The organism is Streptomyces sp. NPDC006207, assembly GCF_040613835.1.
In the GTDB taxonomy this organism is placed as follows: Bacteria; Actinomycetota; Actinomycetes; order Streptomycetales; family Streptomycetaceae; genus Actinacidiphila.
Window position 1 is genome coordinate 70,249 of sequence record NZ_JBEXSX010000037.1, and the last position, 22,314, is coordinate 92,562.

General features: G+C 74.7%; 15 protein-coding genes. 9 read left to right on the plus strand and 6 right to left on the minus strand.

From position 1 onward, the window contains the following. Window positions 1–8: 8 nt before the first annotated feature. A complete protein-coding gene (locus ABZ312_RS27100; RefSeq protein WP_500438944.1) occupies window positions 9–1,997 on the minus strand; it encodes a Xaa-Pro dipeptidyl-peptidase in 1,989 nt (662 codons plus the stop codon). A gap of 307 nt (window positions 1,998–2,304) precedes the next feature. Between ABZ312_RS27100 and ABZ312_RS27105 the strand changes: the two genes are divergently transcribed. From ABZ312_RS27105 to ABZ312_RS27120, 4 genes are all read left to right on the plus strand, one after another. After that, window positions 2,305–3,867 (plus strand): alpha/beta hydrolase, encoded by a 1,563-nt coding sequence (locus ABZ312_RS27105; protein WP_500323212.1) that lies wholly within the window; start codon window positions 2,305–2,307, stop codon window positions 3,865–3,867. Between the two features lie 48 nt (window positions 3,868–3,915). Beyond that, entirely contained in the window at window positions 3,916–5,433 is a 1,518-nt protein-coding gene (locus tag ABZ312_RS27110) for an alpha/beta hydrolase (RefSeq protein WP_500438945.1), read from the plus strand. Between the two features lie 15 nt (window positions 5,434–5,448). Next, on the plus strand, window positions 5,449–7,026 hold the full coding sequence (locus ABZ312_RS27115; protein WP_500323209.1) for an alpha/beta hydrolase: 1,578 nt from the start codon (window positions 5,449–5,451) through the stop codon (window positions 7,024–7,026). A gap of 169 nt (window positions 7,027–7,195) precedes the next feature. After that, complete coding sequence (locus tag ABZ312_RS27120) at window positions 7,196–8,635, plus strand: alpha/beta hydrolase (RefSeq protein ID WP_500438946.1); 1,440 nt, start codon at window positions 7,196–7,198, stop codon at window positions 8,633–8,635. A 71-nt stretch (window positions 8,636–8,706) separates the two neighbouring features. Here the strand turns inward: ABZ312_RS27120 and ABZ312_RS27125 are convergent, their stop codons facing one another. Together ABZ312_RS27125 and ABZ312_RS27130 are read right to left on the minus strand one after the other, a co-directional pair. Continuing rightward, on the minus strand, window positions 8,707–11,097 hold the full coding sequence (locus ABZ312_RS27125) for a Tex family protein (RefSeq protein ID WP_500358932.1): 2,391 nt from the start codon (window positions 11,095–11,097) through the stop codon (window positions 8,707–8,709). Window positions 11,098–11,172: 75 nt separating this feature from the next. Then, on the minus strand, window positions 11,173–11,715 hold the full coding sequence (locus tag ABZ312_RS27130; RefSeq protein ID WP_500323206.1) for a GNAT family N-acetyltransferase: 543 nt from the start codon (window positions 11,713–11,715) through the stop codon (window positions 11,173–11,175). A 69-nt stretch (window positions 11,716–11,784) separates the two neighbouring features. Between ABZ312_RS27130 and ABZ312_RS27135 the strand changes: the two genes are divergently transcribed. Beyond that, window positions 11,785–12,648, plus strand: coding sequence for a DUF6528 family protein (locus tag ABZ312_RS27135; protein ID WP_500323205.1), 864 nt, complete (start codon window positions 11,785–11,787; stop codon window positions 12,646–12,648). A gap of 225 nt (window positions 12,649–12,873) precedes the next feature. Beyond that, complete coding sequence (locus ABZ312_RS27140) at window positions 12,874–13,878, plus strand: aldo/keto reductase family protein (protein WP_500323204.1); 1,005 nt, start codon at window positions 12,874–12,876, stop codon at window positions 13,876–13,878. Between the two features lie 70 nt (window positions 13,879–13,948). On the opposite strand, the gene ABZ312_RS27145 is transcribed toward ABZ312_RS27140, so the two are convergent. The 3 genes from ABZ312_RS27145 to ABZ312_RS27155 form a co-directional block, all read right to left on the minus strand. Continuing rightward, window positions 13,949–15,907: a primary-amine oxidase gene (locus ABZ312_RS27145; RefSeq protein WP_500323406.1), complete on the minus strand. Its 1,959-nt coding sequence runs from the start codon at window positions 15,905–15,907 to the stop codon at window positions 13,949–13,951. Between the two features lie 104 nt (window positions 15,908–16,011). Beyond that, complete coding sequence (locus ABZ312_RS27150) at window positions 16,012–17,559, minus strand: APC family permease (protein ID WP_500323404.1); 1,548 nt, start codon at window positions 17,557–17,559, stop codon at window positions 16,012–16,014. Window positions 17,560–17,616: 57 nt separating this feature from the next. Beyond that, entirely contained in the window at window positions 17,617–18,582 is a 966-nt protein-coding gene (locus ABZ312_RS27155) for a hypothetical protein (protein ID WP_500323202.1), read from the minus strand. A 282-nt stretch (window positions 18,583–18,864) separates the two neighbouring features. Here ABZ312_RS27155 and ABZ312_RS27160 point away from each other — a divergent pair, with 282 nt between their 5' ends. The 3 genes from ABZ312_RS27160 to ABZ312_RS27170 all read left to right on the plus strand — a co-directional run bounded on the left by ABZ312_RS27160 (window position 18,865) and on the right by ABZ312_RS27170 (window position 22,208). Further along, the gene (locus ABZ312_RS27160; protein ID WP_500323200.1) at window positions 18,865–20,214 is read left to right on the plus strand and encodes an NsdA family TPR-like regulatory protein; all 1,350 of its coding nucleotides are present in this window, start codon (window positions 18,865–18,867) and stop codon (window positions 20,212–20,214) included. A 458-nt stretch (window positions 20,215–20,672) separates the two neighbouring features. After that, complete coding sequence (locus ABZ312_RS27165; protein WP_500323199.1) at window positions 20,673–21,767, plus strand: WD40/YVTN/BNR-like repeat-containing protein; 1,095 nt, start codon at window positions 20,673–20,675, stop codon at window positions 21,765–21,767. 9 nt (window positions 21,768–21,776) lie between these two features. Next, window positions 21,777–22,208, plus strand: coding sequence for an ankyrin repeat domain-containing protein (locus tag ABZ312_RS27170; RefSeq protein ID WP_500323198.1), 432 nt, complete (start codon window positions 21,777–21,779; stop codon window positions 22,206–22,208). Window positions 22,209–22,314: the final 106 nt, after the last annotated feature.

Sequence of the window (22,314 nt, forward strand, 5' to 3'; positions counted from 1 at the left end):
GCCCGGGGTCAGCGGCCCGCGGGGACCGTGCGGGCGGTGCGGGGCGGGGCGGCCGGGACGTCCGCGGCGCGCTGCGCGACGGAGGGGTGCGGGGTCGTGGGGGCGAGGCCGCGCGTTCCGCCGACGAGCGGCAGCAGGGCATGCGAGCGGGCCAGGTCGAGGGTGACGGTGGGGGTGGTGTCGGGGGGCTCGACCAGTCCCGCGTCGGTGCCCGCGACGATCAGCGCGAGCCGGTGCCCGGCGGGCACGACGTGGTCGGTGGCGCCCAGGGTGACGGTGGCCGTGTAGGCGCGGCCCGGGACGAGCGGACGCCCGTGCCATGCGGACGCGGTGTGCCCGAGATCGGCCCAGCCGCGGCTCACCACGGTGTGGGCGACGTCGGCGGTGTCGGCCGCGGTGTCGCGGAAGCAGGCGCTGTCGCCCGCCGTGCTCTCACCCCAGCACGAGCGCGTGGCCAGGTCGGCGATGCCCTCCTTGGCGCCCAGGAAGTCCCGGACGGTGTCCGGCCCGAGGTCGACCAGGACCGCGGACAGGTGGGCGCTGGTGGTCGAGGAGGACGCGGTGAGGGTGACCGTGCCGCTGCCGGACAGCCGCAGGTCGCGGGCGAGGGTGCCGGTGGTGAAGACGGCCCTGGAGGCGCTCGGGGTGTCCGCGCCGGCGGCCCAGTCCTCCTCCCACTCCTGGGGCGCGTCGGTGAAGGCCGCCGTACTGCCGGGCGCGGCCGGGCCGAGCCCGAGGGTGCCCAGGCCCGGGGTGGTGCCGGGCCGCAGGCTCAGCCGGGCGGGTCCGGTGCCGGCGGGGGGCCAGGAGCGGTCGGTCGTCCAGTGGTCGGGGGAGCGTTCGACGTCGGCGCCGGGCTCGCGCTCCACGCCGTTGCGGACGCCCAGCAGATAGTGGTCGAACCAGCGGTGCAGGGTGGACACCCATGCCTCGCGCCGGAAGTCGAAGGGGTCGACGTGGCCGGTCTGCGACAGCCACACCTTGCGCTCCACGCCGTGCGCGGCGAGCGCGCTCCACCACTGGCCGAAGTGCTTGGTGCGGACGTTGAGGTCCTGCATGCCGTGGACGGCGAAGACGCTGGCGCGGACCTTGCCGGCGTCCTTGGTGTAGTCGCGTTCATTCCAGAACCCGGTCCAGTCGCCGCTGCGCGGGGCTCCGTCCACGATGCGCTGCTGCACCGCGGCGCAGCGGGCGCGGGCGGCCGGGCTCTCGACGTAGTCCGACAGCCAGTCGGGGCCGGAGTCGTAGAGGGCGGCGCCCTGCTGGAAGTAGTAGTCGTACCAGGAGCTGATGGCGCTGATCGGCACGATCGTGCGCAGGCCGCGCACCCCGGTCGCGGCGACGCCGTTGGCGATCGTCCCGTCCCAGCTCTTGCCGATCATGCCGACGTCGCCGGTGGACCAGCGGGCGCTCGCGGGCCGGGAGCCGGTACGGGAGGTGTAGCCCTCGGCCCGGCCGTTCAGCCAGTCGATCACCGCCTTGGCCGAGCCGATGTCGGAGGGGCCGCCGACGTCCACGCAGCCGTCGGAGCGGTTGGTGCCGGCCAGGTCGACCAGGACGACGGCGTAGCCGCGGGGGACGAAGTAGTTGTCGTAGTACAACGGGGCCTGGACCATGCGGCCCTGGTCGTCGTAGGTCTTCAACTGGCTCTCGTTGCCGCGTCCGCAGCACGAGTAGTAGGGACTCGCGTCCATGATCACCGGCACCTTGCGGCCGGCGGCCGCGGGCTCGCGGGGCCGCACGATGTCGGCGGCGACCCGGTCGGCGCGGCCGTCGCCGTCGTCGTCGCGGCCCGTCTCGACCCAGACCGCCTCGCGGATCGCGTCGGCGTACGAGTAGTCCGGCCGGCTCAGTCCGTGCCGGACGGTCCCGCCGGGGGAGGCGGCCTGCACGGTGGTCACGGGGAGGAGGACGGCGGCGAGGGCGGCGATCACGGTCGCCACCAGGGAGGTCGTCCGTATGCGGATGCGGTCGGTACGGGGGCGGGTGGTGCGCATGGGTGAGGGCACCCGCGGACGCTAGCCGCGGCCCGGTCCGGGGGCCAGAGCGATACCGGTCAACTTGTGGGGGCTGTAGGGGTACTTGTGGCGCGCGCCGGCACGGGGGTGGCACGGCGGGTTCACGCGTTCGGCCCAGCCCGGCGATCCCCCGTGCACGATCTGTGATGACCTGGTTACGCAGCGAAGGGTGGGGGGACGGCGTGGCCGCTCCCTGCCGGGACGCGGCGCCGGGCCCGCCCCCGCGGCCGCTCACCGATGCCGACCAGCCCCGCGTCTCGCAACGGGCGGAAACGAAGGCGTGGCGATGAAAGCTGTCCCGGCCACCGGCCGAATACCCGGGCGCGGACTGCTCTGCGCACTCGCCGTACTGGTCGCCTTCGGGCTGCTGCTCGCCACCTGCACCGCCGCGACGCACACGCACAGGACCGCCGCACCCACTCCCGCCGGGGCCTCCGCGAGCGCGGCGGCCGACGCGATCCGCGTGGACCTGCGGCGCTACTACACGCAGGAGCTGCGCTGGTTGCCCTGCCGGGACCGGTCGTTCCAGTGCACGAGGCTCAAGGTGCCGCGGGACTACGCGCACCCGGGAGCGGGTGACCTCTCCCTGGCCGCGATCCGCAGGCAGGCCCGCGGCCACGGCGCCGCCCGCGTCGGCGCACTCCAGATCAACCCCGGCGGCCCCGGTCTGTCCGCCATCGACGATCTGCGGGCCTACGCCGACAGGTACTCCCCCGCCCTGCGCGCCTCGTACGACCTGGTCGCGGTCGACCCGCGCGGCGTCGGCCACAGCTCGCCGGTGGACTGCGGCTCCGCCGCTCCCCCGGGTGCCGGGACGCGGGGGGCGCTCCCTTCGGACGAGGCCACGGTCATCAACACGTGGGCCGCCTACCACGCCAAGGTCGCCGCGGACTGCGCGCGGCACGCCGGGCAGCTGCTGCCGCACGTCGGCACCCTCGACGCGGCCCGGGACATGGACGTCGTACGCGCCGCGCTGGGCGAGGACCGCCTGCACTTCCTCGGCTTCTCGTACGGCACCTACCTGGGCGCCACCTACGCCGAGCTCTTCCCCTCCCGCGTCGGCCGGGTCGTCCTGGACGGCGCGGTCGACCCGGCCATGGACGGCTACCACGCCTACCTCAACCAGGCCCGCGGGTACCAGATCGCCTGGGAGTCCTTCGCCGCCGACTGCGCCCGCCGCAGGCACTGCCCGGTCGGCCACTCCGTCAAGGAGGCGGGCCGCACGCTGGACTCCCTCGTGGCCGCCCTCGACCGCGCCCCGGTGCGGCAGGGCAAGGAGGGCCACCTCGACGGCGAGACCCTGCTCGGCACGGTCGTCACCGCATTGCGCGCGCCCGACTGGGAGACGCTGCGCGCGGTGCTGGACGGGGTGACCTCGGGTGACACCACCGTGCTGCGGGAGCTCGTGGGCTCCGAGGACGACACCGCGTCCGGTGACGAGTCCATGACGGCGGTCAACTGCCTGAGCTCCGCGCTCGAATCGCGGTCGACCCCCGCCCAGACGCTCGCGGCGCTGCCCGAATTCCTGCGGGCCTCGCCCCAGTTCGGGGCGTTCTACAACGAGGACCTGTCGACGTGCGCCCACTGGCCGACGCGGCCCACGCAGCTCCCGCGGCGCGTCAGCGCCCGGGGCGCCGGGCCGATCCTCGTGATCGGCACCACCCGCGACCCCGCCACCCCCTACGACCAGGCCCGGGCACTGGCCGCCCAGCTCTCCTCCGGGCGTCTCCTGACCTGGGACGGCGACGGGCACACCGCCTACCAGCGCGGCAGCCGCTGCGTCGACACGGCCGTCGACGACTACCTGTTGCGCGGTCTGCTCCCGCCCACCGGCGCGATCTGCCGCTGACGCGACCACCCGCCCCGCGCTCCGCGCGGCGCACAGAAAGGCGTGGCCATGAACGCACCCCGACGCAGGCTCCACGGCTTCATCGCCGTGCTCGGCAGCTGCGGGCTGCTGCTCACCGCGTGCGCGGCGGGCGACCTCCGGCAGACGCCGGCCTGGGCACCCGCCGGGGGCGCCGCCACCGCCGCACCGGCGGACCTGGCCCGCTACTACGGGCAGAAACCGGGCTGGAAGGCCTGCGCCGCGGTGCCGTCGTTCCAGTGCGCCACCATCACGGTGCCGCTGGACTACGACCACCCCGAGGGAGGCGACATCACCCTGGCCGCGATACGCCAGAGGGCCACCGGGAACGGCGCCGCACGCGTCGGCTCGCTGCAGATGAACCCCGGCGGACCGGGCTCGTCCGCGATCGCCTACCTGCTCGGCAACGTGGACTCCTTCTCCCCCGCGGTGCGCGCAGCGTACGACCTGGTGGCGGTCGACCCGCGCGGTGTCGGCGCCAGCACCCTGGTGGACTGCGCCAAGGACACCCCCGCGGCCCCCCCGGACCCCGGCGCGCGCAGGGCGGACATCGACGCCTCGGCCGCGGGCTACGCGCAGGTCGCGGCCGAATGCGGCCGGCACGCGGGGCGGTTGCTGCCGCACGTGGGCACCGAGGACGCCGCCCGCGACATGGACGTCGTACGCGCCGTGCTGGGCGACCGGCAGCTCCATTACCTGGGCTTCTCGTACGGCACCTACCTGGGCGCCACCTACGCCGGGCTCTTCCCCTCCCGCGTCGGCCGCATGGTCCTCGACGGCGCCGTCGACCCCGCCCTCGACGGGTACGACTTCACCATCGGCCAGGCCCGGGGGTACGAGGTCGCCTGGAAGTCCTTCGCCGCGGAGTGCGCCACCCGGCCCGACTGTCCCGTGGGCCGCTCGGTCCAGGAGGCCGGCCGCATCCTCGACACCCTGGTGGCCACGCTGAACCGCACCCCCCTCCGGCAGGGCAAGGACATCACCGTCACGGGGGACTCCCTCCTCAGCGCGGTCGTCCTCGGGCTGCGGGCCCCGGCCTGGGAGGCGCTGCGCGCCGCGCTGGAGGGGGTGCGGGCCGGCGACACCACGGCCGTACAGGCGCTCCTCGGCGTGGACGAGGAAACCGATCCGGGCGACCAGTCGTACTACGCGGTGTCGTGCCTGAGCTCCACCCTGGGCACGTGGTCGACCGTCGCGCAGGCGCAGGCGGCGCTGCCCGAATTCCGCCGCGAAGCACCGCAGTTCGCCGAGTACTACGCCGGGACCCTGCCGATGTGCACCCATTGGCCCGTCCGCCCTGACCAGCCGGCGCACCGGATCACCGCGGCCGGCGCCGCACCGATCCTGGTCGTGGGCACCCTCCGCGACCCGGCCACCCCGTACCCGTGGGCACAGGCGCTCGCCCGGGAGCTCTCCTCCGGACGGCTCCTGACCTGGGACGGCGACGGGCACACCGCCTACCACCAGGGCAGCACCTGCGTCGAGAGCGCCGTCGACAGCTACCTGACGAAAGGTCAGCTCCCGGCCACCGGCACGGTCTGCGTCTGACGGGCGGTGGCCGCCGTGCAGGCCGCACGTCCCCTGTCCGGCCGGGGCAGGCGCATCGCGGGCGGGCTGCTGAGCGCCTGCCTGGTGCTGGCCGCCTGTTCGCCCCAGCGCGCGCACCGGACGGCGGGCGCGAAGCGGTCCGCGGCCGCGTCCGCGGCCGCCCCGGCCACTCCGGTCGCCTCGGCAGCCTCGGCGGCGGCGTCGGCAGCCTCGTCGGCGGCCTCGTCCGCGCCGCCGGACGTGTCGCGCTACTACCGGCAGAGGCTCGACTGGCAGCCCTGCCGGGAAGGGGCGTCGTTCCAGTGCACCACGGTGACGGTGCCCCTGGACTACGCCCACCCGCAGGCGGGCGACATCCGGCTGGCGGTCGTCCGCCACAGGGCCACCGGCCCGCGCGCGGCCCGCATCGGCTCGCTGCTGCTCAACCCCGGCGGGCCCGGCGTGTCGGCGGTCGACGATGTGCTGTCCTTCGCCGACGGCTTCTCCCCCGCGATGCGCGCCGCGTACGACCTGGTCGGCGTCGACCCCCGGGGCGTGGGCCGCAGCGCCCCGGTCGACTGCGGGACGGGCCCATCGGTCCCCGGGGCCGCCGCCGGGGACCCCGAGCCGGGCCTCGCCCTGGTCGCCGACGCGTGCGCACGTCGCGCGGGCCGGCTCCTGCCCCACGTCGGCACCCCCGACGCCGCACGGGACATGGACGTCGTACGGGCCCTGCTCGGCGACGACCGGCTGGGCTTCCTCGGCTACTCCTACGGCAGTTACCTGGGGGCCACCTATGCGGAGCTCTTCCCCTCCCGCGTCGGCCGCATGGTCCTCGACGGCGCCATCGACCCGGACATGGGCGCCTACCGCGCCACGCTCGGCATGGCACGCGGTTACCAGGTGGCCTGGGAGGCCTTCGCCGCCGACTGCGTCACCCGCCCCGGCTGCCCGGTCGGCCACTCGGTCAAGGACGCGGGCCGCATCCTTGACGGCCTGGTCGCGGGACTCGACAAGGCCTCCGGAAGTGCGGGCGGCCACGGCGTCTCCCCCACCGGCGACGATCTGCTCACCGCGGTCACCTCGGCACTCGCGGCTCCGGCCTGGGGCGCACTGCGCAACCTGCTCCGCGAGGTGGCGGCGGGCGACGCCGCCGCCTGGCGACCGCTGCCCGGCACGGAGGACGACGGCGGGCCGGGTGAGCAGTCCCTCGCCGCGATCAACTGCCTGAGCTCCGCGCTGGGACCGCGGTCGACCGCGGCGCAGACGCTCGCGGCCGTGCCCGAGTTCCGCCGCGCGGCCCCCCAGTTCGGCGCGTACTACGCCGGGTTCCTCCCCATGTGCGCCGACTGGCCGACGCGGCCCACGCAGGTCCCGCACCGGATCAGCGCCCGCGGCGCCCCGCCGATCCTCGTCGTCGGCACCACCCGCGACCCCGCCACCCCCTACGAGCAGGCCCGGGCACTGGCCGCCCAGCTCTCCTCCGGGCGGCTGCTCACCTGGGACGGCGACGGGCACACCGCCTACCAGCAGGGCAGCGCCTGCGTCGACACGGCCGTCGACGGCTACTTCCTGCACGGCCGGCTCCCACCCGACGGCACCGTGTGCGGCTGACGGGCAGCAGGACGCCACACCACCAGGGCACCAGAAAGGCTGAGCGATGGACGCTGTCCGGCACACCGGCCACGTACGCAGGAGGGGACGACGCCGCGCGGTCGCGGTGCTGGGCGCGTGCGCCCTCCTCGCGACCGCGTGTTCCTCCCTCCGCGGCGGGGCGTCACCCGTGACCCGCCTGGCGCCGGCCGGCTCCGTGCACACCGAGGCCGTGACGCCGCGGCTGACCCGCTACTACGCGCAGCGGCTCGCCTGGAGACCGTGCGAGGACAAGCCGTCCTTCCAGTGCACGACTCTCAATGCGCCGCTGGACTACGCACACCCCGAAGCGGGCGACATCACCCTGGCCGCCACCCGCCTGACGTCCACGGGGAGCGGGGCGCACCGCATCGGCTCGCTGCTGTACAACCCCGGCGGGCCCGGTGACTCCGCCATCGGCGGCCTGCAGGATCTCGCCGAAGAGTTCCCGCCCTCGGTACGCGCCGCCTACGACCTGGTCGCCATCGACCCGCGTGGCGTCGGCGCCAGCACCCCGGTGGACTGCGGCACCGAGGTTGCGGCGAACCTCGCCGAAGCCCGCCCGCTCACCGCCGGGAAGCCGGACTTCGAGGCCCTGGACGAGGCCCGTGAGAAGACCGCCGACGCGTGCCGGCGGCACGCCGGGTGGCTGCTGCCGCACATCGGCACCCCGGACGTGGCCCGCGACATGGACCTGGTGCGCGCCCTCGTCGGGGACGACCGCCTGCACTTCTTCGGCTTCTCCTACGGCACCTACCTGGGCACCGTCTACGCCGAGCTCTTCCCCTCCCGGGTCGGCCGCATGGTCCTCGACGGCGCCGTGGACCCCACGGTCGACGGCTACCACCGCTTCCTGGATCCGGCACACGGCTACCAGGTGGCCTGGGAGGCCTTCGCCGCCGACTGCGCGCGCCGCCCCGACTGCCCGGTCGGCCACTCCGTCGAGGAGGCGGGCCGCGTCCTGGACGCCCTGGTCGCCCGCCTCGACCGGAGCCCGCGCCAGGAGGGCAAGGACGTCACCGTCACGGGGGACGACCTGCTCGTCACCGTCGTGTCGGGGCTCAAGCAGCCCGCGTGGGAGGAACTGCGCCTGGCCCTGGGCGAGGTGGTGTCCGCCTCCGGTGGCACCGCCGCGCTCCAAAGGCTCTCCGCCCCGGAGGAGGAGGCCGTCGCCGACGTGGGGTTCACGGCCGTCAGCTGTCTGAGCGCAGCGCTCGGGCCCGTGTTCACCCCCGCGCAGGCCGAGGCGCTGCTCCCCGCCTTCCTCCGTGCCTCGCCCCAGTTCGGGGCGTACTACACCGGGCTGCTCAGCACCTGCGCCCACTGGCCCGTCGGCCCGGACCGGCCCGCGCAGGCCGTCACGGTCCCTCCCACGGCGCCGATCCTGGTCGTCGGCACCCTGCGCGACCCGGCCACCCCGTACGCCTGGGCGCGGGCACTCACCCGGCAGCTCCCTTCGGCCCGGCTGCTGACCTGGGACGGCGACGGGCACACCGCCTACCTGCAGCCCGGAAGCGCGTGCGTCGACGCCGCGGTCGACCGCTACCTGCTGAGCGGCGTGCTCCCGCCGGCGGGGACGGTCTGCCGCTGAGAACACGCCGAGGCGCGCTCCCCCGGTCCTCCGGGGAGCGCGCCTCAGGGCCTCAGTGCCTCACGGTGGGATCAGCCGCGGCGGCCGTTGTTGCCCCCGCCGAGACCCTTGTCGAGCCCGGCGCGGCGCAGGGCGTCGGCCATCGCGCCGCCGGGGGCCGGGCGGTCCCGGTCGCGGTCGCCGCCGCGGGACTGGCGGGGCGGGTTGCCGCCGCGGCGGTCGGGCCGGTCGGGGCGGCCGCCGCGCTCGGGACGTCCACCGCCGGCGTTGCCCTTGGGCGCGCTCGCCTCGTCCTCCAGACGGAGGGTGAGGGAGATGCGCTTGCGCGGGATGTCGACGTCGAGCACCTTGACGCGGACGATGTCGCCGGGCTTGACCACCTCGCGCGGGTCGCTGACGAAGTTCCTGGACATCGCCGAGACGTGCACGAGCCCGTCCTGGTGGACGCCGACGTCCACGAAGGCGCCGAAGGCCGCGACATTGGTGACGACGCCCTCCAGGAGCATGCCGGGCCTGAGGTCCTTGAGCTCCTCGACGCCCTCCTTGAAGGCGGCGGTCTTGAAGGCGGGCCGCGGGTCACGTCCGGGCTTCTCCAGTTCGGAGAGGATGTCGGTGACCGTCGGCAGACCGAAGGTGTCGTCGACGAACTCCCGCGGCGCCAGCCCGCGCAGCACCGTGGTGTTGCCGATGAGCGCCCTGATGTCGGTGCCCGCCGCAGTGCTCATGCGCCGTACGACGGGGTAGGACTCGGGGTGCACGCTGGAGGCGTCCAGGGGGTCGTCGCCGTCGGGGATCCGCAGGAACCCGGCGCACTGCTCGTACGCCTTGGGGCCGAGCCGGGCCACGTCCTTCAGGGCGGTGCGCCGGCGGAACGGGCCGTTGGCGTCGCGGTGGGCGACGATGTTGGCGGCCAGGCCCTCGGTGATGCCGGAGACGCGGCGCAACAGCGGCACGGAGGCGGTGTTGACGTCGACGCCGACGCCGTTCACGCAGTCCTCGACGACCGCGTCGAGGGAGCGCGAGAGCTTCACCTCGGACAGGTCGTGCTGGTACTGGCCGACGCCGATCGACTTGGGGTCGATCTTGACGAGTTCGGCGAGCGGGTCCTGGAGGCGGCGGGCGATGGAGACGGCGCCGCGCAGCGACACGTCGAGCTCGGGGAGCTCGGCGGAGGCGTAGGCGGAGGCGGAGTAGACCGAGGCGCCCGCCTCGGACACCACGGCCTTGGTCAGCTTCAGTTCCGGGTGCCGCTTGATGAGGTCCGCGGCGAGCCTGTCGGTCTCGCGGGAGGCGGTTCCGTTGCCGATGGCGACCAGGTCGACCTCGTGGGCGGCGGCGAGCCGGGCGAGCGTCGCGATGGAGGCGTCCCACTGGTTGCGCGGCACGTGCGGGTAGATCGTGTCGGTGGCGACGACCTTGCCCGTCGCGTCGACCACGGCCACCTTGACGCCGGTGCGGAAGCCCGGGTCCAGGCCCATGGTGGCGCGCGTGCCGGCGGGGGCGGCGAGCAGCAGGTCGCGCAGGTTGGCGGCGAAGACCCGGACCGCCTCGTCCTCGGCGTCCTGGCGCAGCTGGACGCGCAGGTCGAGGCCGAGCCGGACCAGGAAGCGGGTGCGCCAGGCCCAGCGAACGCTGTCGGCGAGCCACTTGTCGGCGGGGCGGCCGCGGTCGGCGACGCCGAAGTGGTGGGCGATCGTGCGCTCGAAGCTGGAGGGGCCCTCCGCGACCGGCTCCTCGGGCTCCATGGTGAGGTCGAGGACCTCCTCCTTCTCGCCGCGCAGCATGGCGAGCACACGGTGCGAGGGGAGCTTGGTGAACGGCTCGGCGAAGTCGAAGTAGTCCGCGAACTTCGCGCCCGCCTCCTCCTTGCCCTCGCGCACCTTGGCGACGAGCCGGCCCCGCTCCCACATCCGGGTGCGCAGTCCCCCGACGAGGTCGGCGTCCTCGGACCACCGCTCGGTGAGGATCGCGCGGGCGCCCTCCAGCGCCGCCGCGGCGTCGGCGACGCCCTTGTCCGCGTCGACGAACCCGGCGGCCTCGGCCTGCGGTTCCAGGGACGGGTCGCCGAGGAGGCGGTCGGCGAGCGGCTCCAGGCCGGCCTCGCGGGCGATCTGCGCCTTGGTGCGCCGCTTGGGCTTGTAGGGCAGGTAGATGTCCTCGAGGCGCGCCTTGGAGTCCGCGGCGAGGATCTGCGCCTTCAGGGCGTCGTCGAGCTTGCCCTGGGACTCGATGGACTCCAGGATGGCGGCCCGCCGCTCGTCCATTTCGCGCAGGTAGCGCAGGCGCTCCTCCAGCGTCCGCAGCTGGGCGTCGTCGAGGCCGTCCGTCGCCTCCTTGCGGTACCGGGCCACGAACGGCACGGTCGCGCCGCCGTCGAGCAGCTCGACCGCCGATCTGACCTGACCTTCCCGTACGCCGAGTTCCTCGGCGATCCTGCGCTCGACCGAGACCGTTGTCGTCACGATGTGCGACCTGCTTTCTGGCTGGACTACCGCTGCATTATTGCGGAGCCCGGCCGCCCGGCCACGAGCCTGGGCCTATGCCGCGCCGGAGTCCGGGCCCAGACGCTTCTCGAACCAGTGGTCGGCGTAGCGTTCGCCGTTGTAGTCGGGGACCTCGTGGTAGCCCAGTTTCGCGTACAGGGCCCGTGCCTCGACCAGGTCGGCCCGGGTGTCGAGGCGGATCACGGCGGCGCCCAGTCGTTCGCGGGCCGCGCGTTCGGCGGCGGTGACCAGCAGTGCGGCGCCGCCGGTGCGGCGGGCGCCGGGGACGACCCACACGCGGCGCAGCTCGGCGACGCCGGGGGCCAGGAGGCGGACGCCCGCGCAGCCGGCCGGCTCGCCGTCGCGGCGGCCGACGAGGAAGTGCCCGTGGGGACCGGCGAGGTCGTCACTGGTGTGCTCGGTGAGCAGGTCGTCGATCTCCCGCGGGGTCATCGGCCTGCCGTAGTAGCGGCTGACGATGTCGTCGTAGTACCGCCACAGCAGGTCCCTCGACACGGGGTCGTCAACGGGGAGCGGGGCGATCTCCCATACGGGCGAAGCGTGGACGTTCGGTCGCGGTACGGTCACGCGGCCCATCGTGGCAGCACCCTGCGTCGCTATCCTCCGAATATTCGTTGGCACGTCAACGACATACGGGGGCACGACATGACGCGGCACGCCGCGCGGAAGAGCCATCCCATCGCCACCGCCGACCAGTCCTGCAACGGCGTCCTGGTCTTCGATCCCGACGCCCTGGACTGGTCGCGGCCCGGGGCCGTGACCTGGCACTGGAGCGCGCCGGGCGGGGCCGGCACGAGCTGGCAGCACCTGTCGGACGTGCGGCTGCGCAGGACGCAGGCGTACGGGCGGGTCGTGCTCGTGGCCGCGTCCGGCGGCCGGGCGGCGATGGTGCGCGAGGACACCGGGGCCATCGTGTGGCAGACGGTGACCCCGGCCGACAGCCCGCACGCCATCGAGCGCATCCCGGGCGGGGTGATCGTGGTGGCCTCCGTGGCGCCCGGCCGGCTGCGGCTGTACGCGGACACCGAGCAGACCGCGCCGTTCCGCACCGTGCCGCTGCCGAGGGCGCGCGGTGTGCTGTACGACCCGGAGCACGGGGCGCTGTGGGCGATCGGCGCCGAGCGGCTGGTGCGCTACGCGGTGTCGGGCCGGGGCGCGGCGACGACGCTGACGGAGCACAGCGCCGTGGGCTTCGAGGGCGAGGGCCGTGATCTGCAGCCGGTGTACGGCGACCCGGGGTCGCTGTGGTTCACCGACAGCTACGGGGTGTACCGGCTGGACGTCGCGTCCCTCAGGTACCGGCAGGTGGACGGGGCGAGCGGGGTGAGCGCCTACACCAACCAGCCGACGGGGACGCGCATCCGGGCCAGGTCGCAGGCGACCGGGCCCCGGGGCCGGGGCGGGCCGACGGTCGAGTTCCTCGACGCCGACGGGACCCCCGCGTACGCACGGACCCGCCCCGGCGCCGCCTTCGCCACGGTGCGCCTGTGGACCCCGGACTTCCGCTGAGGCCGGTCGCGGCCGGGGCGGCCGGCGACCGGGATCCGGCCGGCGCGGGCGACCGGGGGACCGGCCCCCGCGCCGGTACGGCGGCATGTAATGATCAGATGTATTTGCCCCTGCCATCTTTTCTGCGGCCGACGCCCGACCGGGCGCCGCGCCCCCGGCGGGCCCCGGTGCGCCAGCACCCGGCCGGCCGGCACCCACGGACACGCCAACGGAGGCTTCGCTCCCATGGAATACCGCCATCTCGGCCGTAGCGGCCTGGTCATCAGCGAGATCGCGTACGGCAACTGGCTCACCCACGGCTCGCAGGTGGAGGCGGACGCCGCCACGGCGTGCGTGCGCGCGGCGCTGGAGGTCGGCATCACCAGCTTCGACACCGCCGACGTCTACGCGGGGACGCGCGCCGAGTCCGTCCTCGGCGAGGCGCTGAAGGGCGAGCGCCGCGAGGGCATCGAGATCTTCACCAAGGTGTACTGGCCGACCGGGCCGGGCCGCAACGACCGCGGGCTGTCGCGCAAGCACATCATGGAGTCGATCGCCGGCTCGCTGCGCCGCCTGCAGACCGACTACGTGGACCTCTACCAGGCGCACCGCTACGACGTGGACACCCCGCTCGAGGAGACGATGGAGGCGTTCGCCGACGTCGTGCACTCGGGCAAGGCCCTGTACATCGGCGTCTCGGAGTGGCCGGCGGAGCAGATCCGTCGCGCCCACGCGATGGCGCGGGAACTGCACGTCCCGCTGGTGTCGAACCAGCCGCAGTACAACGCCCTGTGGCGGGTCATCGAGGGTGAGGTCGTCCCGACCTGCGAGGAACTGGGCATGGGCCAGGTGGTCTTCTCGCCGATCGCGCAGGGTGTGCTGACCGGCAAGTACCGGCGGGGGCAGGAGCCCCCGGCGGGCTCGCGGGCCACCGACGACAAGGGCGGCGCCGGCATGATCTCGCGGTGGATGAGCGACGAGGTGCTCGACGCCGTCCAGCGGCTCCAGCCGCTCGCCGCCGAGGCCGGCCTGTCGCTGGCCCAGCTCGCGGTGGCGTGGGTGCTGCAGAACTCCAACGTCTCGGCGGCCATCGTCGGCGCGTCCCGTCCCGAGCAGGTCGCGGAGAACGCCAAGGCGGCGGGCGTCGTCCTGGAGAAGGACCTGATGGCGCGGATCGAGGAGATCCTGGAGCCGGTCGCGGTCACCGACCCCAAGCGGGTCCACGACAACGTCCCTGCGCGCCGCCCCTGAGCCGGCATGCCCCGGCCCCGCGGTCCGTGCGGACAGCGGGGCCGGGGCACTCCTCGGGAGCCGCGCCGCGCTAGGCGGTGTGGCAGTGGCCCTCGCCGCGCGGGGTCTCCTTGGGGAGGTCGAGCGCGGGGTTGCGGTCGAAGAAGCCGGTGGGCTTGAGGGTGAACCCGCTGTGGTCGACGGGCATGACCGGCCACTCCTCCAGCCGCGGCAGGTGGGTGGGCCCGAAGGTGTGCCAGACGGTCAGCTCGGTGTCCTCCAGCGACTCGCCCGCCGCGGTCCAGCGGGGCAGCCCGGCGCCGCCCGCGTTCTGGTTGGGGTAGTCCCCCGCGGGGAAGCGCCGCTCGGGACGGTGGCGGGTGACCCACACGTGCTTGGTGCCGTAGGCCATGCGCCGGGCGACCGCCGAGTCGGGCTGCGCGAGGACGACCGGGCCGGGCTGCGGCACGAGCGTGTACGCCACGGGCTTGCCCATGCGGTTGAGGGAGCCGGGGTTGCTGATCCGCCAGCGGCGGCCCGCCAGCGGGTCGGCGAGGCGGCCGCCCTCGGCGCTGTCGGCGACGGTGGTCACCCGGGTGGTGAAGACGTTGCCGTTGGGGTTGTCCGGCCCGCTCGGGACGGGGACGACGTCCACCTCCTCCACGGTGTTGGCGTGGCCGTCGACGGCGGCGTCCAGCCGTACGCAGAACAGGTGCTGGTGGAACGGGGCGAGCAGGCCGGGCGCGACCTCCGTGCCGACCGCGTCGGCGGTGCCGGGCTCCACGGCGGAGGTCTGCACGATGCCGGTGGACTTGGCCTCGAAGCCGATCGTGCCGTCCTGGTGGAAGTACCAGTAGAAGCCGTAGTCGTAGTTGCCGACGGTGGCGATGTAGGAGACGACGAGGCGGCGGGCGCGACGGCTGTCGGCGGCCATGTCGTTGAAGATGTCGGTGTGCTTCCACAGGAGGCCGTAGTCCTCCTCGTGGATGCAGATGGCGTTGGGCAGCGTCTCGGGGTTGCCGAGGTCGTCGGAGAGGACGGCGTCGAGGTAGGTGATCTCGCCGAGGCAGTCGCAGCCGAGCTTCAGGGCGTTGGCGTTGCGGCCGAGCGAGTACTCGCCCGCGTCGAGGAAGGCGACCCAGTTGCGGTCGTCGCCGGGCTCGGCGTAGGCGACGGCCATCTCGGCGAGCGAGGCGCGGTGCAGGACGGAGCGGACGCGGTCGCCGTCCTCGTAGCCGATCTGGTGCAGGACCAGGCCCTCGCGGCCGTTGAAGTCGATGCGGAAGCGCCACTTCTGCCAGGTCATCAGCCGACCGCTGAGGGCGAAGGACGGCCCTTCCGGCTGGGTGATCTCCAGCGGGCGCAGGTCGGTGCGGGCCGGGCCGTTGAACTCGGCCTCGTAGCGGCCGCATTCGGACGGGATCGGCACGGCGCCGGTGTCGATCAGGCGGACGACCTTCCGCTCGATGACGTCGACGTCGGCGACGAGCCCGGCCACCGGGTGCGCCCACGGGCTGTCGGAGGCGTTGCAGCGCAGCCAGGTCAGGGAGCGCATGAGGCGGGCGCCGGGCCGGTCCTCGAAGCGCAGCGGTCCCGCTCCGAGGGGGGCGGCTACGGCGAGGTCAAGATCGGTGACGCCGCGTTCGGCCATGGCCTTGCGCCAGCCCGGGTCGGCCTTGACGACCTGCTCGACGATCTCGTACTCCTCGAAGGTGACCGGGGGCTGGCCCTCCTCCGCGGTGTCGAGCGCGCGGTGGGCGACGACGACGCCCGCCGTGACGTCGACCAGTGCCTCGGCGGCGGCGCCGGTAGCCGAGTCCAGCAGGGTCACGCGCAGCCGGCGCACCACGGGGTCGCCGTCGCGATGGGCGTCGGCGGTGTGCCGGTCGGGCTCGTCGAGCAGGACGAGGGGGAAGCGGGTCGTGTCGGTGACCCTGCCGTCCTCCGCGAGAATGCGGCGGGCGGCGGAAATCTCGTCGGCGGTCAGCGGGTCGAGGGGGTGGGGCGCGGCGGGCACGGCGTCGGCGTCGGTGTGGCAGCAGGAGGACATCGGGGCAACCCTCTTGTCGACGTTGGTCGTTGCGCTGTCGGGCGCTACGGACATGGAACCGGCCCGCCGCTCCCCCGGCCAGGGGTGCGACGGGCCGGACGGGGTCAGGAGGCGCTGGTCTCCGCGTCGGTGGCGGGCACGGCCTCGCGCGCCTGCTCGATCCGGAACGCCTCGTTGCCGAGGCCGATGCGGGCGTGCACCTCGGGACGGGTGGCCCGCAGGACCGCGCCGTACACCAGGCCGCCGACGACGGTGACACCGATGATGGCGGGCAGGATCCAGGAGACGGCGGAGCCGTCGCCGGCGACCAGGACGTCGAAGTCCTTGACGGCGTAGACGGCGATCACGACCAGCGCGATGCCCGCGAGGGCGGAGGCGACGATCCGCGGTGCCTGGGTGCGCAGCGCGCCGCGCCGGACGAAGTAGCCGATGACGGCGAAGGACGCGGTCGCCAGCAGCACGATCACGCCCAGGGCACCGACGTTGCCGAACCAGGTGAAGAGCTTCAGCACCGGCGCGGTGGGGTCGTGGTCCGCCGCCGCGCTGCCGTCGGTGACGGCGAAGGCGACCACGAAGCCGAGGGACACCAGGGTCTGCAGCAGCGAGCCGAAGGCGGGGGCGCCGCTGTTGGGGTTGGTACGGCCGAAGGCCTGGGGCAGCAGGCCCTCGCGGCCCATGGCGAAGGCGTAGCGGGCGACGACGTTGTGGAAGCTGAGCAGGCAGGCGAACATGCCGGTCACATACAGCACGTGCAGGACGTCGGTGAAGGCGGCCCCGATGATCGACTCGCTGAGGCCGAAGAGCAGTCCCGGTCCCTGCTTCTGCGACACCTCCACGATCTGCGACGGACCGGCCGCGATGCTCAGCGCCCAGGAGCTGATGGCGAAGAAGACGGCGACGAAGGTGACGGCGAGGAAGGTCACCCGGGCGACCACGACCTGCGGGCGGCTGGTCTCCTCGGCGTAGACGGGGGACTGCTCGAAGCCGACGAAGCTGGCGATGCAGAAGCACAGGGCGGTGCCTAGGCCCGCGCCGCTGAGCGTGCTCGGGTCGAAGGCGTGCAGCGACAGGCCCTCCTTGGCGGGACTGCCGATGGCGGCGACGTCGAAGATGACGACGAGGGCGATCTCGATCAGCAGCAGGACGCCGAGGACCTTGGCGTTGACGTCGATCTTGAGCCAGCCGAGCGCGCCGACCGCGAGGACGCCGAGTACCGCCGGGATCCACCAGGCGATCGTGGTGTCGAGGTAGGTCTGGAAGAGCCCGGAGATCTCGAAGCCGAAGAGGCCGAAGACCGCGAACTGCATCGCGCTGTACGACACCAGGGCGACGAGCGACGCGGCGGCGCCCGCGGTGCCGCCGAGCCCGCGGGCGATGTAGGCGTAGAAGGCGCCCGCGTTGTGGACGTGGCGGCTCATCTCGGCGTAGCCGACGCTGAAGAGGAGGAGTACCACGCCGAGGATCACGAACAGCAGCGGCTGTCCGACGATGCCCATGACGCCGTACGTGGTGGGCATGACGCCCGCGACCACCATCAGCGGCGCACTGGCGGCGACCACGGAGAGGAGCAGGCCGGACATGCCGAGGCGGTCGGCCCGCAGGGCTCTCTCCTCGCCTTTGAACGTGCTGATCCCGCTGTTGCCCGTCAGCATGGCGGTTCCTTCCTGGGAGGGGTTGGGGTGGTGCTGGTGCGTCATGCGGTGCGGGCCCTACGGGGAGCCGGGGCCGAGCACGGCCTCCCGCGCGGCGCGGAAGGCCTTCTTGGGGTCGCGGTCCGGGTAGGCCCACGGGGTGCGGGTGGCGTGCGCGCCGATCCGGTTGAACAGGGCCGCCGCCTCGGCGTTGCGGCCCTGCAGGAACTGCGCGTGGACGAGGAAGTTGAGGTCGAGGTGGAGGCGCGGGTGGTCGTGCCCGGCACCGTCCCACTCCAGCCACCAGTCGAAGCCCCGCTTGAGGGCCTGCCGGGCCCGCCATCCGTCCCAGTGCCCGGAGGCCGCGGGATCGGCGGGCAGGGTCCCGGCGGTGGCGAGGACCCGGTACAGCTCGGCGTGGGCGACGACCGGGAGGACGGCGAGCGGTGAGCCGGCGGGCGCCTCGCCCGCGGCCCAGTCGGCGAATTCGTACACCTCGTGGAAGGGCCCGCCCTCGGAGGCGGCCTGGGGGCGTTCGGCGAGGCAGGCGGCCATCAGGTGGTGTCCGTGGTGATGACCGCGGTGGCGGCCGCGGACCTGGTCGAAGGCGCGCATCTGCTCGTCGTCGGTGCCGGTGTGGCGGGCCAGGATCAGCAGGCAGAGCCACGGCGTGGGGTCGGCCGGGGTGAGCGCGGCGGCGGCGAGGCAGGTCTCGCGGGCCCGTTCGGGCTTCTCCTTGCCGGCGACGGCACGGAACACCGTGGCGCAGGCCAGCAGCGCGGCCGCGTCGGTACTGCCGGGTTCGGCGAGCTGCCACTCGCGCGCCCAGGTGGCACTGGCGCCGCCCTCGCCGAGGACGACCAGGCGGTGGCCGCGCCGGTCCCAGTCGTCGCCGGTCTCGGCGAGCAGGCTGCGGGCGGTGGTCCAGCGGCCCTGGGCGAGCGCAGCGCGGGCGTCGGCCAGTGGCTCGTCGTCCAGGGCAGGGTCGAACCGCAGGTCGTCCCGGGAGCGGGAGAAACCGAACGGGGGTGGAGGAGGAGTCATCCTCGGGGTGCCTCCACGGCGCGCACGTGATGTCCGGCCCGGGGCGGGGCATCCCGTTCGGCGTCCGGTGATCGCTTGATCACACAAAGCCAACCGGTATGAGCAGGTCCACTTCAAGTCCGGGCCTGTTGTCTCGATGTAGTCCCGCACACGCGTCCGAACGGCGGCGGGCGCCGCCGGACGCCGCGGGACACGGATCGGGACGGATCGCGGCGATCGCCTGCGCCGCAACGCCCGCGCCTGATATTCGAACGTACGAATATGAGACGAAGGAGCAACGCCGTGGCGGACGACACCGCGCCGGCACCGTCCCATCCCCTGGCGTCCGTCCGGCGCAGCCACGGCTGGAGCTACCAGGACCTCGCTCGGGTCGTCGCCGACAACGCCCGTGCCCTCGGCGTGCCCATGGCGGCCCGTCGGGAGAAGGTGTGGCGCTGGGAGCACTGGGGCGTGGTGCCGGAGAGGGACAGCCAGCGGGCCCTGGCCCGGGCCCTTGGCGTACCGCTGCGGGAGGTGGACACCCGCCCGTGGCCCGGCTGGTTACCGTCCTTCGACGGCATCCCCGACGGGCTGCCGTGGACCCGGGCGGGCGGTCTCGACGCGCTGGACGCCCTGCTCGACGGCGGCGGACGCGACCCGCGGGGCCACCCCGTGCTGGAGGGAGCGGAGTTCGGCGACGCCGTCGCCGACTGGGCGGCCGCGACCGACGGCGGAAGGGACCACGGAAGGGACGGCGGAAGGGACGAGCCGCCGCGGGACGACGCCGTCGCCGGCCGGGAAGGGGCTGCGGCCGACGAGGAGACCGTGGACTGGCTGGAGCGCGGCGTGCTCGGCCTGCGCCGCCTGGACGACCGGCTCGGCGGCGCGGCCGTACGGCACCGGGTCGAGGCCGATCTGCGGATCGCCCTGGACCTGCTGCGCCGGGGACCGTACCGGGGCGGGCTCGACGCCCGTCTGCTGCGCGTCGCCGCCGGACTGGCCCAGTTGGGCGGCTGGGCGGCGACGGACTGCGGACGGCACGGGGCGGCCCAGCGGCACCACCTCACCGGGCTGCGCCTCGCGCACGGCGCGCAGGACCGCCCGCAAGCCGCCAACCTGTGGGCGGGACTGAGCCTTCAGGCGGTGTTCGCGGGCCGTCATGACGACGCCCTGGCGGCGGCCCGTGCCGCGGAGTCCGCCGCGGCCGGGGCGACCTCGCGCACCCGCGCGATGCTCGCCACCCGCCGGGCCCGGGCCCACGCCGGGCTCGGCGAGGACGCGGCGTGCCGCCGGTCGCTGGAGGAGGCGGGACGGCTGCTGGACACCGCGCCCGGCGACGACGACCCGTCGTGGATCTACTGGTTCGACGAGGCGGAGCTGTGCGCGCAGAGCGGGATCGCGCTGCTGGACCTCGGCCGTGCGCAGGAAGCGGCCCCGCTGCTGGAGAAGGCACTGGCGATCCAGGACCCCCTCTACCGGCGCGACCGCACCCTCTACACCGCGCGCGCCGCCCTCGCCCGGGCGCGGACCGGCGACCTCGACACCGCCCGAGCCCTCACCGAGGACGCCGTGGACCTCGCCCGGGGGTGCGGGTCGCCCCGGGTGGCCATCGCCGTCGAACAGGCCAGGACGACGCTGTCCCAGGCCCGTTGACGACCCGGCCCCGCCGGACCGGCACCGCGGTCCGGCGGGCCCGCCCCGGCGACCACCCGAACCGGGAGCCCGACAGCCGCAGTCGGGGTCCGTCCGAGGACCGCGCGGCGCATCGCGCCACCGGTCCGGACGTCCCAGGCGCCCTGAGGGGCAGTGGTCCACGGCCCCGGAAGACCCGCCCGGCGCGGGGAGTTCGCACACTACGGCCCCGGCCACGCCGGACCGCCCGGCACAACGGTCGCTCCCGCCGCCGGTGACCGGACCGCCTGCCGGCGGGCACGCCGCGGCGCGGCCGCAGTCGACGTCGTGACCGCAGGTCCCGGGCCGCGCGGCGCATCGCGCCACCGGTCCGGACGTCCCAGGCGCCGGTCGTGCACCAGAAGCGGTGCGGCGCGGTGCGCCGGAGGCGGTCTGGTGCGGTGCCGCGCGGTGGGCTACGTTGCCGCGGCATGACGCCGATGGGGACGATGAGACGGGTGTGGACGGCCGTGCTGTGCGGGGCGGCGCTCGCCGCGCTGACCGCGGCCCCGGCCCACGCGGCGGGTGAACGGCCCGGTCCGCGCTGGGAGCTGAAGGACACCGGCAGCACCGCGCGCTTCCGCGGGCTGGCGGCGGTCAGCAGGAACACCGCCTGGGTGGCCGGTTCCGAGGGCAAGGTGCTGCGCACGGTGGACGGCGGACGCCACTGGGCGGACGTGTCGCCACCGGGTGCCGCCGAACTGCAGTTCCGCGACGTCGAGGCGTTCGACGCGCGGCGCGCGGTGGTGCTGGCGATCGGCGAGGGCGAGGCGTCCCGTGTGCTGCGCACCCAGGACGGCGGCGCGACCTGGACGGAGACCTTCCGCAACGCCGACCCCCGCGCCTTCTACGACTGCGTCACCTTCTTCGACGACCGGCACGGCCTCGCCGTCAGCGACCCGGTCGACGGCAGGTACCGGATGCTGTCCACCGGTGACGGCGGCCGCAGTTGGCGGGTGCTGCCCTCCGCCGGCATGCCCCCCGCGCTCGCGGGCGAGGCCTCGTTCGCGGCGAGCGGTCAGTGCCTGGTGAGCCGTGGCCCGCGCGACGTGTGGCTGGCGACCGGCGGGGCGTCGCAGGCCCGCGTCCTGCACTCCCGCGACCGGGGGCTGACCTGGACCGTGGCGGCGTCCACCCTGCCCGCGGGCGACCCCGCGAAGGGCGTGTTCGCGCTGGCGTTCCACGACGCGCGGCAAGGGATCGCCGTGGGCGGGGACTACCGCCCCGACCAGGCCTCCCCCGACGCCGCCGCGGTGTCCCGCGACGGCGGCGCCACCTGGACCGGCTCCGCACGACCCCCGGCCGCCTACCGTTCGGGAGTGACCTGGCTGCCGTACTCCTCGCGCGCGGCGATCGCGGTCGGACCGTCCGGCAGCGACCTGAGCCTGGACGGCGGCCGGACCTGGCGGACCTTCGACTCCGGGTCGTACGACACCGTCGACTGCCCCCCGGACCTGGGCTGCTGGGCCGCGGGTGAGCAGGGCCGCGTCGCACGCCTGGGGATCAACTTCGGCGGCGGGGCCGCTGGCTCGTAGTCTGCGTTCGTGAACCGCAGACGCCGCAAGAAGCTGAGCCGAGCCCTCGTGCGGGCCGCGAGGAGCGGTGAGACCGGGACCGTGCGCCGGCTCCTGCGGCGCGGCGCCTCCCCCGAACTCCCGGACGCTGACGGGACGACACCGCTGTACGCGGCGTCGGTCCACGGCGCGGCGGACGTGGTGGGGCTGCTGCTCACCGCGGGGGCCCTGCCCGACACCGAGAGCGGCCACGGGGACGAGGGCACACCCCTGTGCGGGGCCGCGTGCTGGGGACACACCGGGACGGTGCGCCGGCTGCTCGCCCAGGGTGCCGATCCCCGCCTGCGCGAGGACCACGGCACGGGGCTCACGCCGCTCGAATGGGCCGGGCGCGGCCCGTACCCGGAGACGGCGGCGCTGCTGCGCGCCGCGGCGGACTCCCGTCCGCCCACGGCCGGGTAGGACGGCCAGGTGGCACGGCGCGCCGGTACGGTCCCGCGGTGCCGCCATCCGCCCTAGGTCGAAGACGTCCATGGGGGAGAACCGCACGCCGCCGCCCGCCTGTTCG

Bases quoted from the DNA above. Each gene is read 5' to 3' on its own strand.
- ABZ312_RS27100 (WP_500438944.1), bottom strand. From the start codon at position 1,997: ATGCGCACCACCCGCCCCCGTACCGACCGCATCCGCATACGGACGACC.
- ABZ312_RS27105 (WP_500323212.1), top strand. From the start codon at position 2,305: ATGAAAGCTGTCCCGGCCACCGGCCGAATACCCGGGCGCGGACTGCTC.
- ABZ312_RS27110 (WP_500438945.1), top strand. From the start codon at position 3,916: ATGAACGCACCCCGACGCAGGCTCCACGGCTTCATCGCCGTGCTCGGC.
- ABZ312_RS27130 (WP_500323206.1), bottom strand. From the start codon at position 11,715: ATGGGCCGCGTGACCGTACCGCGACCGAACGTCCACGCTTCGCCCGTA.
- ABZ312_RS27135 (WP_500323205.1), top strand. From the start codon at position 11,785: ATGACGCGGCACGCCGCGCGGAAGAGCCATCCCATCGCCACCGCCGAC.
- ABZ312_RS27140 (WP_500323204.1), top strand. From the start codon at position 12,874: ATGGAATACCGCCATCTCGGCCGTAGCGGCCTGGTCATCAGCGAGATC.
- ABZ312_RS27145 (WP_500323406.1), bottom strand. From the start codon at position 15,907: ATGTCCTCCTGCTGCCACACCGACGCCGACGCCGTGCCCGCCGCGCCC.
- ABZ312_RS27150 (WP_500323404.1), bottom strand. From the start codon at position 17,559: ATGCTGACGGGCAACAGCGGGATCAGCACGTTCAAAGGCGAGGAGAGA.
- ABZ312_RS27155 (WP_500323202.1), bottom strand. From the start codon at position 18,582: ATGACTCCTCCTCCACCCCCGTTCGGTTTCTCCCGCTCCCGGGACGAC.
- ABZ312_RS27165 (WP_500323199.1), top strand. From the start codon at position 20,673: ATGGGGACGATGAGACGGGTGTGGACGGCCGTGCTGTGCGGGGCGGCG.